We start from the raw sequence: 14,458 nt of genomic DNA, 5'->3' as shown, positions 1-14,458 counted from the left end.
GAAGGCAAGAAACGGGTGGCGACGCCGATTGGTTCGTGGTCTTCTGTGGTTTAAGGAGACATGCCATGAAAGCCGATCTTATCTTGCAGGAAGACATTACGCCGGAGGGTTCCGATTACGAGACCGTCCGCCAGGTCATTGAAATCATGACCATGGATTACCGTGACCAACCCTCGCTGGAGATGATTGCGGCCCGTATGGGCAGATCGCCAACGCAGCTTCAAAAAACATTCACGCGCTGGGCGGGCCTGTCGCCAAAGGCTTTCCTGCAGGCCGTGACGCTTGACCACGCCAAACGTCTGTTGCGGCAGGAGCAGTTGCCATTGCTGGAGACCTCGATCGAGGTTGGCATGTCCGGTCCGGGCAGGTTGCATGATCTGTTCGTTACCCATGAGGCGATGTCGCCGGGTGAGTGGAAAGCAAAAGGTGAGGGGCTGACCATCCGCTGGGGTTACCATGTTTCGCCATTTGGTCTGGCGCTGGTCATGGTCACGGATCGTGGTCTGGCTGGCGTGGCCTTTGCCGATGCCGGTGAAGAGGCGCCTTGTTTTGAAGACATGGCGCAGCGTTGGCCCAAGGCAAATTACGTTGAAGACGTTGCGGCGACCATGCCCTATGCGGCGCGCATTTTTGAACCGCAGGCATGGCGGTGTGACCAGCCGCTTCGTGTGGTGTTGCTGGGCACGGATTTTCAGGTGCGGGTTTGGAAAAGCCTGTTGAAAATCCCGTTTGGCAGGGCGGTTACCTATTCCGACATTGCCCAGGATATCGGCCAGCCGACGGCATCACGCGCGGTTGGGGCGGCAGTTGGCGCCAACCCGATTTCATTTGTGGTGCCGTGCCATCGGGCTTTGGGCAAAAGCGGTGCTCTGACCGGTTACCACTGGGGTCTGACGCGCAAGCGCGCAATGCTCGGTTGGGAAGCGGCGCACGCCTGAAAAATCAGGTGGCGGAACAGTCCGTAGACAAAGCAAGCAGGGCACGAGCTGCAGTTTCATCCGTGATCAGCGTGTTGCAGCCAATGCGCCGTATGGTGGCCTGAATGGCGACAGCACGCTGGGCGCCACCGGAGGCCAGGACAATGTGGTTTGCCTTTTTCAACGTATCGAGGTCGATCGACATCACCCGCTGATTGATGGGGTGTTCAACGGAATTGCCGTCCTTGTCAAGGAAGTTGAACATGGTGTCGCAGACGCAGCCGGCATCGATCAGTTCTTCCAGCGTCTGGCGGCTGATGAAACCTTCGGACAGTGATGTGGACTGCGGACCAATATCGCCACAACTGACGATGGCGATGTCCAGTCTTTCTGCCAGATCATAAAGCGTGTTGAGGCCACATTTTTCGATAAGCGCTTTGCGCGTTTCGACGGAATCGACCAACAGCGGTGCAAGGAACATATAACATTCCGCGCCAAGCTGGCTTGCCAGACGCCATGTGTAGTCCAGAGGATTGGTCTGGTGCACGGCAACAATACCGCCCAGCAGGGACACCACCTTACAGTTATCACGGCGGGGCGGACGGAAGCTGGCAAGCGAGGCAGTCATGGTGCGGCCCCAGCCGACACCGATGGTGGCGTTTTCAGGGATGGCTTCCGACAGAAACTGGCCAAGTGCCAGGCCAACTGCCTTCGCTATGGTCGGTGCCGAGGTATTGGCCGGTGAGGGAACGATGATTGCTTCATCAAGCCCGTAAGCTTTTTCCAATTGTCCCGCCAACTCAATGAAGTCTTCAATGCCCTCATTGATCCAGATCTGCACTTCAGACCGTTTCATGGCTTCATCGAGCAGGCGAATGACGGTAGAGCGACTGATCCCCAATTTTTCAGCGACATCCTTCTGTGTCATGCCCTGATTATAATAGAGCCAGGCCGCCCTTAATCGCAGGGATGATGCTTCAGAAATGGATGTGTGGGTTTCGCGTCTGAGTTTCGCCACGCTTTTCACCGATGTTGTTTGTGCAACGAGTATGACTTTCGTGAAACTTATGTCAATTGCGTTGCGCAAATGTCTTGACTTTTGTCGATCTGCCAAGCGATACTTTTGCTCAGGTCAGGACCGTAATTTCGGCTGTACCCGTATGGTTCATACGGGAACGAAACTCCGGCTGAAGTAGTTTTAAAGTCTATCCATAAGGATCACCCGGATGACGTCCAAGCTCGATCAACTTCGTTCCATTACAACCGTTGTTGCCGATACCGGTGACATTGATGCGGTTGCACGTCTCAAGCCCGTCGATTGCACAACGAACCCGACCATCGTTTTGAAGGCACTTGGCACACCTGCTTTCGCAGATGCGATCAAGGAAGCTGTCAGTTGGGGTAAAAAGCAGGGTGGCGATCAGGATGCCGTTGTGGCTGCTGTTGCAGACCGTCTCGCCATTTCGGTTGGTGCAGCCCTTGCCAAACTCGTTCCGGGCCGCGTTTCCACCGAGGTGGATGCCGACCTGTCCTTCGATACGGAAGCCTCCATTGCCAAGGCGCATGGCATCATTGCTGCCTACAAGGAGCGCGGTATCGAGCGTGACCGCATTCTCATCAAGCTGGCTTCCACATGGGAAGGTATCCGCGCTGCACAGGTTCTGCAGTCGGAAGGCATTGATTGCAACCTGACCCTGTTGTTCTCGAAAGCCCAGGCCATTGCCTGCGCGGAAGCCAAGGCATTCCTGATTTCGCCGTTCGTTGGTCGTATTCTGGATTGGCACAAGAAGGCCACCGGCCAGGACTACACGGCTGAAACCGATCCGGGCGTTCTCTCGGTGCGTGGCATCTACAATTATTACAAGGCAAATGGCATCTCCACCATCGTTATGGGCGCATCGTTCCGTAACGCTGGCGAAATCGAAGCGCTTGCCGGTTGCGATCGTCTGACCATCAGCCCTGCGCTCTTGGAAGAACTCGACAAGGACCAGGGCACGCTTGAGCGCAAGCTGTCTCCGGATAACATCACGGCAGAACCACTGCAGTCGCTGGATGAAAAGGCATTCCGCTGGATGCTGAACGAAGACGCCATGGCAACCGAAAAGCTGTCGGAAGGCATTCGTCTGTTCGCCAAGGACCTCGTTGCTCTGCGCTCGATGGTCAAAAAAGAACTAGCGGCCTGAGGTTTGTTGGAACTTTTGAAACGTTTATCGGTTTAATATCCAATAATACTCCAGTGCCAAACGCGACCGTCTCCCTGCCGGTCGCGTTTTTTATTTGGCAGGCCGCAGTTTTACCCGGTCAGGGCGTGCGGCTGCCAGCAACAATCTCGGAAATACGGGCTGCTGCTTCGACGATATAGTTGAGGCATACTTTCTGTGTCGGCGCATTGGCGCTGAGCGGTTCTATGAACGGGCAGGTCAATGCTGCAATGGCAGTGCCGTCCAGCGTTAGCACCGGAGCGGATAAAGTCGTCACCACTGCCGTCTGCATGCTCTTCATGATGTCGTATCCGTCATGACGAATGCGGCTCAACGTATCACCCAGATTGTCGGGAATGCCCATGCCTTCATTGAAGCGCAACTGTTCGGCAATCATCATGTCGCGCTGCGTCTCCGTTTGGAAGGCAAGCAGAATGTGGCCGGATCCGGTGTTGAACAGGCTCATATGTGCGCCAACCCGCACGGACAGCGCCCAATAGGTGGATGAATCCTGCTGAGCGATAACGGTCACAACACCCCTGTCATGTACGGTGAGATGACAGGCCTGTTGCGCCTTGTTGGAAAAGTCACGCATGATTGGCGTGGCAAAGGATACCAGCCTGCGTACTGGTGCATGAAAATGGGCAAGGCCGAACATTTTCAGACTGAGAAAAAACCGGTCTCCATCCTGACGATAGACGTAACCGCGTCGCACCAGCCGGTCGAGCATGCGGTAAAATTCACTGGGGCTTTTGCCAAGCGCCTTGGCGATTTCGGCCTGGGTCAATCCGCCATCGGTATGGGCAAGCAATTCGAGGATATCCAGGCCCTTGTCGAGGGCGGGTGCACGATAACGGTCACTATTGTCTTCGGTCGTCATGGTACCCCTCCACTTGTCCCATTTTGTTGGTGTCCAAACAGCGTGTTGTCTGTCTGTTGCGCTTGACGGCTTATAAATACACTGTTTACATATGAATTATCAATCCGCATCTGAATGTCCTTGCTTCGTGAAGGCCAGCCATTGGAGCGGTTAACTGGATTGGCAGGGAGGATTATCACATGTCCCAGAATTTCGCAGGGCAGACCGTCGTCGTAACGGCAGCCGCTCAGGGTATTGGTCGCGCAGCCGCTGAACGTTTTGCGAGCCTCGGCGCACGCGTCATCGCAACCGATATCAACGAGCAGGCACTTGCGACACTGCAAGGCGTCGAAACGCGCGTTCTGAACGTTCTTGACGGCGATGCGGTCAAGGCATTTGCCGCCGAGGTTGGCACGGTTGACGTGCTGTTTAACTGCGCAGGTTATGTGCATGCTGGCACCATCCTCGAGTGCGAAGAAAAGGACTGGGACTTCTCCTTCGATCTCAATGCCAAGGCCATGTACCGCACATGCCGCGCATTCCTTCCTGGAATGCTGGAAAAGGGCAAGGGCGCCATCGTCAACATGTCCTCGGTCGCATCAAGCGTGAAGGGCGTTCCGAACCGTTTTGCCTACACGGCATCGAAGGCGGCTGTCGTTGGTCTCACCAAGGCAATTGCTGCCGATTTCGTCACCAAGGGCATTCGTTGCAACGCCATTTGCCCAGGCACGGTGGACAGCCCATCGCTGCATGATCGCCTCAAGCAGACCGGCAATTACGAGCAGGCGCTCAGCGACTTCATTGCGCGTCAGCCAATGGGTCGTATTGCGAAGCCGGAAGAAATTGCTGCACTGGTAACTTATCTGGCCTCTGAAGAAGCTGGGTTCACAACAGGGCAGATTCACGTCATTGACGGCGGCTGGACTGCCTGATCCTTGATCAAGGACCCGCTTCGGCGGGTCTTTTTTGTTCCGTTTCGGGAATAGTGGTGGGCGCCGTGTCCGTCGCATGCGTATTCCTGATGATTGTCACGCCGGGACCGTCAACCCTTTATACATTAAGCGTGGCAATATTTTTTGGCAGAGTCCAAAAATGGTTCACTAAAAACCCTGAATAACTCTTCCGGTTAAAGCTTCGTCAAGGAGAAACCGTCAGGATCAAAACTTGTCTGGGCGTGGATTTTTCTCTGCGGCCGATGGTGTTTTGTTGGCCCATTCAGGGTTGGGGCTTAGGGTTTGTGACGGGGTAAGTATGTCAGGGCGCCTGGTGTGAAGGCAGTATTCAGCCGAATACGGCTTTCCCGGAAAACAGTGGTGATCAGTTGTGGCGTTCTGCTTCTTAGCGGAGCGGCTGGTCTTGCTGCTGTTTACATCGGTACTGAAAAACTGCTCGGACCGTCCTATCGCTCCGTGAACGGCCTGGAATGTCAGGCCGTTCAGACCGTGACCATCAAGAAAAACGGCACGTTCTGGATCCGCCAATTCATTCGTACCAATGGTGGCGATGGCACCGACAGGCTGAAAACAGCGCTGCGTGTCGCAAAGGCCATTTATGGCAAACAACATCCTGATCTCGTACAGGTTTCTGTTCTGGATACCAACGGCCCACAGCTGCGTTCAGAAATGCGCGGCCGTGCGATTGCTGCGCAGGCGGTCTATATCCCTGACATGGCCAAGATCCCTGAAGGGACGGACGGCAAACAATATTCCGGTTTTTATTATGATGGCGTGCCAAACGCGCAAGGTTATTTCTACGGTCTGAGGATCGACCTTCCGCTTGAGGACATGGAAGGCATCGTGCATTCCCTGTCCGATACATCTGGCTGTGAAGGTGGCGTTGCCGAAAGCACGGAAGGTGCTCATGGCAAGACAGACGGTCATGGCGCACCGGCGGAAAAAGCTGCTGAACCAAGCCATGGCGGTCAAAGTGAAGGTGGTCACGGAGAGCCGTCTGCCGAGGCGCCTCCCCCCGCCGATGAGCAATTGCTGACCTCGACACCTGAGCATGATAGCGTTAGCATTTTCAGCCTGGCCTATCTGAAATCGCTGATTTTCGGCAAGGGCACGGTCACTGCCGAAGCCGCCGAGCAAGGCCATGAGCCTGCCGCCGATGCGCCTGCGGCGCACGCTAGCGAGGCTGAAAAGCCGCACGCACAAGCAGAACCGTCTCACTGATGCTTCTTTAGCCGGCTGCGGTTTACTCCGGCTGACGCCAAGATTTTTACCGGAATTACGGCAATAAAAAAGCCGGAGGCATTGCTGCACTCCGGCTTTGTTTCTTGTGGTGTTTTAACCTCAATCGGCCTTCTGGCGACGGGCCGGGAAGAGAATGACGTCACGGATCGACGGTGCGTTTGTCAGCAACATGATCAGACGGTCGACGCCGATGCCGAGACCGCCAGCTGGTGGCATGCCCTGGTCGATCGCGTCCAGGAACTCGTCGTCAAGCTGCTTGTCCTTTTCACCACGGGCGTGGGCCTGTTCAAGCTGCTCGACCATGCGGCGGCGCTGTTCTTCAGGGTCGTTGAGCTCGGAGAAGGCGTTGCCAACTTCCCAGGCGTTGCAATAGCTTTCGAAACGCTCGACGAGGCGCGGCTCGCCCGGCACTTCCTTGGCGAAGGGCGAAATGTCCTTCGGGAAATGCGTGACGTGGCTTGGCTGGATCAGCGTGCCTTCAACCTTTTCTTCGAAGATGAAGGCAAGGCATTCGCCCCATGTCCAATCCTTCTCGACCTCGAAGCCGGCAGCCTTGGCAGCAGCGCGGGCTTCTTCGTCGGTCTTGATGTTCAGGAAGTCGATGCCGGTTGCTTCCTTGACGGCGTCCGGCATTGGTACGCGCTTGAACGGACCCTTGAAGGAGATTGTCTGGCCCTGGAAGTCCAGTTCGGTCGTGCCGTGGATGGCAATCGCCAGCGTTTCAAACATGCGCTCGACGAGACCCATGATGTCTTCGTAGTCGGAGTAGGCCCAGTAGCACTCCATCATGGTGAATTCTGGATTGTGACGGGTCGAGACGCCTTCGTTGCGGAAGTTGCGGTTGATCTCGAACACCTTGTCGGAGAGGCCGGATACCAGCGTGCGCTTGAGGAACAGTTCCGGCGCGATGCGCAGGTACATGTCCTGCTTCAGCGTATTGTGGAAGGTCTTGAACGGGTCAGCCGTTGCGCCGCCATAAACGGTCTGCAGCATCGGGGTTTCGACTTCAAGAAAACCTTCGCCTTCCATGAAACGGCGAATGCCCGAGATGATCTTGGAGCGCTGTTGGAAACGCAGCTTGGATTCCTCGTTGGAGAGGATATCGAGATGGCGCTTGCGGTAACGCACTTCGACGTCGGACACGCCATGCCACTTTTCCGGCATCGGCAGCAGCGCCTTCGTCAGCATGGTGATTTCTTCGGCGTTGATGGTCAGCTCGCCGCGCTTGGTGCGGCGGACCTTGCCGGTCACACCAATGATGTCGCCCATATCGATCATCGGCAGCAACTCGCGAGCAGCTTCTGGTGTGGTGTCCTTGTGGCTGAAAATCTGCACCTTGCCGGATGCGTCATGGATATCCATGAACATGCCGGAGTTGCGGTTCGAATAAACGCGACCGGCAACCGTTACCGTATCACCGGTTTCAACGCCCGCTTCGATGTCAGCGTATTTTTCTGCCAGTTCGGCATTCGTCATCGTGCGGTGGAAATGCGCCGGGTAAACGTCACCAACCTTTTCGCGCAGCATCGCCAGTTTCTGGCGGCGCACTTCTGTGACGTCGGAGGAGAGAGCGGTTTCGGTCGTCTTGTCGTTCATTGTTCAATTCCTGTTGCGGCGGTACCGCGGCGGCAATTAGTTTCCGGTTCTCCCTCATGCCTGTGCTCGTTGACAGGATACCAGTACGCCCAAGTGGTTGAGCGCGGGAGATTGTCTTGCATTCATTCACGGCGCAAATGCGCCGTTGCTGGATTCCTGTGACAAGCACAGGAATGAGGGGCGAATGTTGATCCGCCCCGGCAATCCTTAGCTTCCGCTGCCAACCATGGTGGCGACAACAGCAATTGCCAATTTCAGGCGCTGGCGCACGACGGAGCGGCCAAGCAGTGCCATGCTGTCAAACAGCGGCAGCGAACGCGATGTGCCAGACATGGCAACAAACAGCGGTGGTGTCACGACGCGCAGCTTCTTGCCGGTGCGTTCGGCAACGTCACGCAACTCGGCCTCGATGCTTTCGATGTTCCAGTCTGGCATCTTTTCCAGATCGGCAGCAACCGTGGTCAATATTTCGTGGATCTCTTCCGGCTTGCTCTTGAGGCCCGCGAAGGAGGCTGGCGTCAGGTTCACATCGCCAGCCAGCAGGAAGCCAGCAAGCTGCGGCAGTTCACCCAGGCGCGAAATGCGGCTCTGAGCGAGCTTCAGGCCTTCGGTCAGGCGGTTGTTTTCCGACGCCCATTCGAAAATGCGAGCAAGGAATTCTTCCTGGCTCAGCTTTTCACGCAGCCAGCGGCCGTTCAGCCAGTCCAGCTTCTGTACGTCGAAGATCGCGCCAGCCTTGGAGAGTGCGTCCGGATCGAACTTTTCAGCCAGCTCGTCCATGTTCAACAGCTCTTCGCCTTCAGCGATCTGGATGAAGAACAGACCGAGGAAGTTCATCAGGGCTTCCGGCAGGTAACCAAGCGCCGAGTAATAGGAGATCGACGTCGGGTTCTTGCGCTTGGACAGCTTGGACTTGTCGGCATTGCGCATCAGTGACAGATGCATGAATACCGGCTGGTCCCATCCGAAATAATGATAAAGCAGAATGTGCTTTGGCACGGAGGCCAGCCATTCTTCACCACGGGCCACGTGGGTGATCTTCATCAGATGGTCGTCGATGACGTTTGCCATATGGTAGGTGGGCATGCCGTCGGCCTTCATCAGCACCTGCATGTCGACGGAATCCCACGGGATCGAGACATCGCCGTAAACCCCATCGGTGAAGTCGCACGAACCTTCAGTCGGGATCTTCATGCGGACGACGGATGCCTCACCGGCTTCCAGCTTCGCGGTGACTTCTTCAGCCTTCAAGTGCAGGCAAAGGCCGTCATATTTTGGTGGCTTGCCGGCAGCGCGCTGTGCTTCACGCATCTGTTCCAGACGCTCAGGCGTGCAGAAACAGCGGAAGGCATGACCCTTGCCCAACAGTTCTTCTGCGTAGGGCTGATAGAGATCCTTGCGCTCTGACTGGCGATATGGGCCGTAAGGTCCACCAACGTCAGGGCCCTCGCTCCATTTCAGTCCGGTCCATTTCAGTGCTTCCAGCACTTTCTCTTCATATTCGCGGGTCGAGCGAGTTGCATCGGTATCTTCGATACGCAGGATGAACTCGCCGCCAGTTTTCTTGGCGAACAGGTAGTTGAAAAGTGCGATATAGACGGTTCCGACATGCGGCTCACCGGTAGGAGAGGGCGCTATACGGACGCGAACGTTGGAAGTGCTCATTGGATGATCGCTCGTATTGACGTGCAAGGGTTACGGGAAGTTCCCGCATGCGACGACTGGTTTTGCATGCTTTGGGGAAATGGGACCTGGCTATCTGGGATAGGCACAATTCCGCAATTTTCCATTGGAATGGCCTTAGGCCACATTCAGCCCCATGCGTCAAGGAAATTAGGTTGAATCAGGACGCCGGCCATACGTAAAGCAGCATTGGAATGCTGGTAATGACGATGAGCAGAGACAGCGGGAGACCAAGCCTTGGATAGTCGCTGAACCGGTAACCACCGGGTCCCATGACCAGCGTGTTGCACTGGTGGCCGATGGGCGTGAGGAAGTCGCAGCCGGCCCCGATGGCAACAGCCATTAAAAAGGCTTCCGGCTTGAAACCAAGCGTTGTGGCAAAGCCGGCGGCAATCGGTCCCATGACCAGCACAGTTGCGGCATTGTTGAGAAAGGGTGTCACTGCCATTGCTGCCAGCAGGATCAGGCCCAGCGCCATGAATGGCGGCATGCCTTTGGCGGTTTCGCCAAGCCATGTAGCAATAAGATCACTGGCGCCGGTTGTGCGCAAGGTATCACTGACCGGGATCAGTGCTGCCAACATCACCAGAATGGGCCCATCGACCGATTTGTAGATATCGGTCAGAGGAATGGCGCCGATGGCAATCATCGCGAAAGCTGCAGCAAAAAATGAAACTGAAACCGGAGCAAATCCGGTCGCAGCGGCCGCCATGGCAGCGGCCAGCACCAGAAGTGGCAGAATGGCGCGCCGACGGGTGCCAAGAAGGATTTCCCGCTGGGCAAGCGGCAGCAGGTCAAATTCTTTCAGGGCGTGGCCAATATTCTTGCTGCTGCCTTGCAGAACAATCACATCGCCGGTCATCAGCGGCAGGTCACTCAAGCGTTGGTTCAGCCGTTGACCGCGACGGTTCACTGCAATGAGGTTGACGCCGCGCGTGTAGGATAGCGCAAGCTCTTTGGCCGTAAGACCATGAAGAATGGATACGTTGTCAATCACCGCCTCAACGGCAATAACATCACTTTGCTTCTGGCCATTGCCGGTCAGCGGTTTGCCGGACAGTTTCAGTTTTGCGCTGGTAACGACCCGGTCCAGATCATTGGCATTGCCTTCAAGCAGCAATGTGTCACCTGCCTTGAGCACGACATCGGGAAAGGGAGAGATGCGGCGATGACCGCGCAGGATGGTGGTGGCAATGACGGCACCATCTCCCTGTTTAAGAAGGTCGTTTAGGCTTTTATCTTTAATCGGGGAATCTGCGGGGATGGATGCTTCGGCCGTATAGGCGGATTTCTCCAATATTTCCTCGACCGATGTGTCGCGTTGGTTGCGAACAGGCAATAACCGATATCCAAAAGTCAGAAACGTGATGCCAATCACGGTCAGGACGAGGCCAACCGGTGTGAAATCGAACATCGAGAAACTCTGCCCGGTCATTTCCTCGCGCAATCGCGATACAACGATGTTGTGCGATGTGCCGAGCTGTGTCATCAGGCCGCCGAGCAGGGCGGCAAAAGCCATTGGCATCAGATAGAAGGATACCGGAGTGCCGGATTTGCGGGCGAACTGAAAGGCAACTGGCATCATGATGGCCAGTGCACCAATATTCTTGATGAAGGCAGACATGACGGCAACGACAATCATCAGAAAGGCAAGCTGCAGCCCTTTCGAGCGCATTTCGGGAAAGTACTTCTTGATGAGCGTGTCGACAATGCCTGACCGTGCCACGGCGCTGCTGACAATAAGAGCGCTGGCGACGATGATGACGATGTCGTCGCTGAAACCGGAAAAGGCTTTGTCGAAGGGCACAATGCCAACGGCAACGGCGCATAGAAGAGCCGAGCAGGCCACCACGTCATATCGCAACTTGTCCCAGATAAAAGCTGCCATCATTGCTGCAATAACGGCGAAGGCTAGGATCTGGTCTGTGCTCATGTAAGCTTTACTTTCGGCAGAGAGTGATTGGCGAGAGCAGCCAATGCGATGCAGTCTTAAACGTGTGAAACCATAGCGCGTTCCGTTGTCAAAATGCAAAAGACCCGCCTGAAAAAAGGCGGGTCTTTCAACATTCAATTCAGAACTTAATGTTTGGCCGCTTGTCGTTTGCGGGTTCGCGCATTGCGCGCCAGCATGTTGAGGAGCTCGACAAGGGCCGAGAAAGCCATGGCCGCGTACACATAGCCCTTTGGAACATGCAGGCCCATACCTTCGGCAATCAGCGTGGTGCCGATCATCAACAGGAACGCCAAAGCCAACATGACGATGGTCGGGTTGCGTTCAATGAAATTGGCGAGAGGTGTTGCAGCCAACAGCATCACCGTAACGGCAACAACGACAGCGACGATCATGATCGGCAGGTGAGGGGTCATGCCAACTGCGGTGATGATGCTGTCTACCGAGAACACCAGGTCGAGCAGCAGGATCTGGACGATCGCCGAAGAGAAAGTGTTGGTTGCTGTGCCGCCAACCATGTCTTCCTTGTGGTCGACCGGGTCAACATTGTGGTGAATTTCCTTGGTTGCCTTCCAAAGCAGGAACAGACCACCGACGATCAGAATGATGTCTTTCCAGGAGAAAGCGTGGCCGAAAATTTCGAAAATCGGGTTGGTCAGTTGTACGATCCAGGCCACGGTGCCAAGCAGTCCGAGGCGCATGACGAGCGCAAGGCCAATGCCGATCTTGCGAGCCTTCTCACGCTGTTCCGGTGGCAGCTTGTTGGTCAGGATCGAAATGAATATCAGGTTGTCAATGCCAAGCACGACCTCCATGACGATCAGGGTAATCAATGCCACCCAGGCAGTGGGGTCGCTCAAGAGAGGGAGAATGGTCTCCATCGTGGGGTTTCGTCCTTTCAGTTGTGCAGCATTGGCAGGTATACGACGTAATCATGTACGTTATAAAACGCGAGAAACAAGCGTATTTATCTTAGTGATATGCCTGATTATGCGCAATTTTCGCGTTTAACGCGCAATTACGCCTGCGCCGATTCTGCCTAATGCGCTCAACTGATTTTGGTTCCGTAGGCGGACATGAACACGTGCACGGCGCTGTTGACCACACGGTCCAGTTCCTGCTGGGGAACGTCGCCGTTGATCTCCCCGAAAAGACGCAGCTTGAAAAACGGCCCCGAGGACAGTTCGATATATTGCCGGGCGGCAAGCTCGACATCATCGACCTGCAGGTTGCCAAGCTTCACGTGATGCTCAATGAAATCCTGCAGCACGCTTTTGATATTGACGGGTGAACTGGCGAAAAAGCGCTTTGCGAGGCTCGGCATACGGTCAATAACGCCGATTACGGAACGCATAGCTGGTATGACCTCAGAGCAGGTCATCTGTCGGGAAAATGTAAATCCAAATTTCTTGAGACCTTCTTCAACTTCCTGCTCGCCAGCCAGCACATCACGCATGGCTTCAGCGAAACGAGTGCGGTGTCTGTCTATCAGGGCCGCAAAAAGATCTTCCTTGTTTGCGAAGTAAACATAGATCGTACCCTTGGAAACACCTGCTTCGCGGGTAATATCGTTCATGCTGGCAGCATCAAAGCCAAGTTTGCGAAAAACATTCCAGGCGCCATCGAGTATCTGTTCGCGCTTTGCAGGATCTTCTCCTGCCGCGAAACGCCCGGTGGTGACCGGGGTGCCAGATGTCTCCATGTCTTCTTGCGTGCTCACGCTTTCATTCCTGTTTGAAATTTTGATTCTCGTCAAATCGAACTGATTGGTTCGATGCCCTCTTGATATGTGTCATGAAAAGCTTTATGTCAATCGAACCGAACGGTTCAGTTCAATAAAATTATATCATACATGGTGGTGAGCACATGTCTGCCCAGAACACAGGCGCGGTACGCGCGGTCAATACAAATGAGGGCGCAGAGGAAACGGCGCGTAAAGAGGATGTGGTCGAAACCGTAGCGCAAACATCCGCTCCACAGCAGAAAAAGCCAAAGCGTCGTTCGCCGTTGCTGCCAGTTCTGGCAATCGCCCTCTTGGCCGGTGCCGGCTGGTATGGCTATGAGTGGTGGACCGATGGCCGCTTCCTCGTGTCGACTGACGACGCCTATATCGAAGGCGATATCGCGATCATCTCGCCGAAGGTGTCCGGTTATGTGAACAAGGTTCACGTGGTCGACAACCAGGAAGTCAAGGCTGGCGATCCGCTGGTGACGCTTGATGATGGTGACTATCGTATTGCTCTTGAACAGGCCGAGGCACAGGTTCGCACCCAGGAACTGTCCCTGTCGCGTATCGATGCGCAACTGGCCGGTGCCAAGGCTGCCTTGCAGCAGGCGGAAGCGCAGAAGGGTGCGCTGGATGCAGCCCTACGGGGCGCTGAAATCAACCAGAAACGTGCCAGCGAATTGCAGGCCAAGGATGTCGGTACGGTTGCCTCTGCGGATAATGCACAGGTTGCTCTTGATCAGGCTGCGGCCAATGCCGTTGCCGGTGGCGCCAGCATCGAATCTGCCAAGGCCAATATCTCGCTTCTGGAAGCCCAGAGAAGCGAAGCTGAAAGCACAATTCGTTCTCTGACGCTGGCCAAGGACAAGGCTGAACGCGACCTTGGCTTTACGGTTCTGAAGGCACCTTATGACGGCGTTATCGGCAACGTGGCCGTCCAGGTGGGCGATCTGGTGTCCAGTGGCAAGCGCCTTGCAGCGCTTGTCCCCATGAACGACCTCTACATCGATGCAAACTTCAAGGAAACGCAGATCGCCAAGGTCGAGCCGGGTTCCAAGGTTCGCATTCACGTAGATGCCCTGGGCAAGCAGGACATTGTCGGCACGGTGCAGTCGATCTCGCCGGCCTCCGGCTCGGTGTTCTCCATGCTGCCACCCGAAAATGCCACCGGTAACTTCACCAAGGTTATCCAGCGTGTGCCTGTCCGTATCGCTTTCTCGGCTGAAGATCTTGCCAAGCACAATCTTCGTGCCGGCTTGAGCGTGGTCGTTGATGTGGATACCCGCACGGCACCTGAACACAATGCGGTAGCGCAGAAGTAAGCGCGAAA

Annotated in this window: 12 protein-coding genes; 5 read left to right on the top strand and 7 right to left on the bottom strand. The window is 55.5% G+C overall.

Going from position 1 to position 14,458, the window contains the following annotated elements; all coding sequences use genetic code 11:
• Positions 1 to 65 precede the first annotated feature (65 nt).
• Entirely contained in the window at positions 66 to 938 is an 873-nt protein-coding gene (locus tag RT613_RS00560; protein WP_313612127.1) for a bifunctional helix-turn-helix domain-containing protein/methylated-DNA--[protein]-cysteine S-methyltransferase, read from the top strand.
• Between the two features lie 4 nt (positions 939 to 942).
• Here the strand turns inward: RT613_RS00560 and RT613_RS00555 are convergent, their stop codons facing one another.
• A complete protein-coding gene (locus RT613_RS00555) occupies positions 943 to 1,935 on the bottom strand; it encodes a sugar-binding transcriptional regulator (protein WP_313612125.1) in 993 nt (330 codons plus the stop codon).
• A 208-nt stretch (positions 1,936 to 2,143) separates the two neighbouring features.
• On the opposite strand from RT613_RS00555, the gene tal reads away from it, so the two are divergent.
• Positions 2,144 to 3,100 (top strand): transaldolase, encoded by a 957-nt coding sequence (gene tal, locus RT613_RS00550; protein ID WP_313612124.1) that lies wholly within the window; start codon positions 2,144 to 2,146, stop codon positions 3,098 to 3,100.
• 118 nt (positions 3,101 to 3,218) lie between these two features.
• Here tal and RT613_RS00545 read toward each other — a convergent pair whose 3' ends face one another.
• Positions 3,219 to 3,998 (bottom strand): IclR family transcriptional regulator, encoded by a 780-nt coding sequence (locus RT613_RS00545; RefSeq protein WP_313612122.1) that lies wholly within the window; start codon positions 3,996 to 3,998, stop codon positions 3,219 to 3,221.
• A 179-nt stretch (positions 3,999 to 4,177) separates the two neighbouring features.
• Between RT613_RS00545 and RT613_RS00540 the strand changes: the two genes are divergently transcribed.
• Positions 4,178 to 4,909, top strand: coding sequence for an SDR family oxidoreductase (locus RT613_RS00540; RefSeq protein WP_313612121.1), 732 nt, complete (start codon positions 4,178 to 4,180; stop codon positions 4,907 to 4,909).
• Between the two features lie 357 nt (positions 4,910 to 5,266).
• The gene (locus RT613_RS00535; RefSeq protein WP_313612254.1) at positions 5,267 to 6,151 is read left to right on the top strand and encodes a hypothetical protein; all 885 of its coding nucleotides are present in this window, start codon (positions 5,267 to 5,269) and stop codon (positions 6,149 to 6,151) included.
• 120 nt (positions 6,152 to 6,271) lie between these two features.
• Here the strand turns inward: RT613_RS00535 and lysS are convergent, their stop codons facing one another.
• The 5 genes from lysS to RT613_RS00510 all read right to left on the bottom strand — a co-directional run bounded on the left by lysS (position 6,272) and on the right by RT613_RS00510 (position 13,104).
• A complete protein-coding gene (gene lysS / locus RT613_RS00530; protein WP_313612119.1) occupies positions 6,272 to 7,768 on the bottom strand; it encodes a lysine--tRNA ligase in 1,497 nt (498 codons plus the stop codon).
• 207 nt (positions 7,769 to 7,975) lie between these two features.
• Entirely contained in the window at positions 7,976 to 9,433 is a 1,458-nt protein-coding gene (gene gltX / locus RT613_RS00525) for a glutamate--tRNA ligase (protein ID WP_313612116.1), read from the bottom strand.
• A gap of 178 nt (positions 9,434 to 9,611) precedes the next feature.
• Positions 9,612 to 11,384: an SLC13 family permease gene (locus RT613_RS00520; RefSeq protein WP_313612115.1), complete on the bottom strand. Its 1,773-nt coding sequence runs from the start codon at positions 11,382 to 11,384 to the stop codon at positions 9,612 to 9,614.
• A 146-nt stretch (positions 11,385 to 11,530) separates the two neighbouring features.
• Positions 11,531 to 12,283 (bottom strand): TerC family protein, encoded by a 753-nt coding sequence (locus RT613_RS00515; RefSeq protein ID WP_313612113.1) that lies wholly within the window; start codon positions 12,281 to 12,283, stop codon positions 11,531 to 11,533.
• A 167-nt stretch (positions 12,284 to 12,450) separates the two neighbouring features.
• Complete coding sequence (locus RT613_RS00510; RefSeq protein ID WP_313612253.1) at positions 12,451 to 13,104, bottom strand: TetR/AcrR family transcriptional regulator; 654 nt, start codon at positions 13,102 to 13,104, stop codon at positions 12,451 to 12,453.
• A gap of 164 nt (positions 13,105 to 13,268) precedes the next feature.
• Between RT613_RS00510 and RT613_RS00505 the strand changes: the two genes are divergently transcribed.
• The gene (locus RT613_RS00505) at positions 13,269 to 14,450 is read left to right on the top strand and encodes an HlyD family secretion protein (RefSeq protein ID WP_313612112.1); all 1,182 of its coding nucleotides are present in this window, start codon (positions 13,269 to 13,271) and stop codon (positions 14,448 to 14,450) included.
• Positions 14,451 to 14,458: the final 8 nt, after the last annotated feature.

The organism is Agrobacterium sp. (assembly GCF_032092815.1).
Classification (GTDB): Bacteria; Pseudomonadota; Alphaproteobacteria; order Rhizobiales; family Rhizobiaceae; genus Agrobacterium.
Note: the sequence above shows the minus strand (reverse complement) of the source record. Positions and strands in the feature narration are given on the sequence as shown.

Excerpts from the sequence above, each read along its gene's own strand:
- RT613_RS00560 (WP_313612127.1), top strand. The coding sequence starts at position 66 with ATGAAAGCCGATCTTATCTTGCAGGAAGACATTACGCCGGAGGGTTCC.
- tal (WP_313612124.1), top strand. The coding sequence starts at position 2,144 with ATGACGTCCAAGCTCGATCAACTTCGTTCCATTACAACCGTTGTTGCC.
- RT613_RS00545 (WP_313612122.1), bottom strand. The coding sequence starts at position 3,998 with ATGACGACCGAAGACAATAGTGACCGTTATCGTGCACCCGCCCTCGAC.
- RT613_RS00540 (WP_313612121.1), top strand. The coding sequence starts at position 4,178 with ATGTCCCAGAATTTCGCAGGGCAGACCGTCGTCGTAACGGCAGCCGCT.
- lysS (WP_313612119.1), bottom strand. The coding sequence starts at position 7,768 with ATGAACGACAAGACGACCGAAACCGCTCTCTCCTCCGACGTCACAGAA.
- gltX (WP_313612116.1), bottom strand. The coding sequence starts at position 9,433 with ATGAGCACTTCCAACGTTCGCGTCCGTATAGCGCCCTCTCCTACCGGT.
- RT613_RS00520 (WP_313612115.1), bottom strand. The coding sequence starts at position 11,384 with ATGAGCACAGACCAGATCCTAGCCTTCGCCGTTATTGCAGCAATGATG.
- RT613_RS00515 (WP_313612113.1), bottom strand. The coding sequence starts at position 12,283 with ATGGAGACCATTCTCCCTCTCTTGAGCGACCCCACTGCCTGGGTGGCA.
- RT613_RS00510 (WP_313612253.1), bottom strand. The coding sequence starts at position 13,104 with ATGGAGACATCTGGCACCCCGGTCACCACCGGGCGTTTCGCGGCAGGA.
- RT613_RS00505 (WP_313612112.1), top strand. The coding sequence starts at position 13,269 with ATGTCTGCCCAGAACACAGGCGCGGTACGCGCGGTCAATACAAATGAG.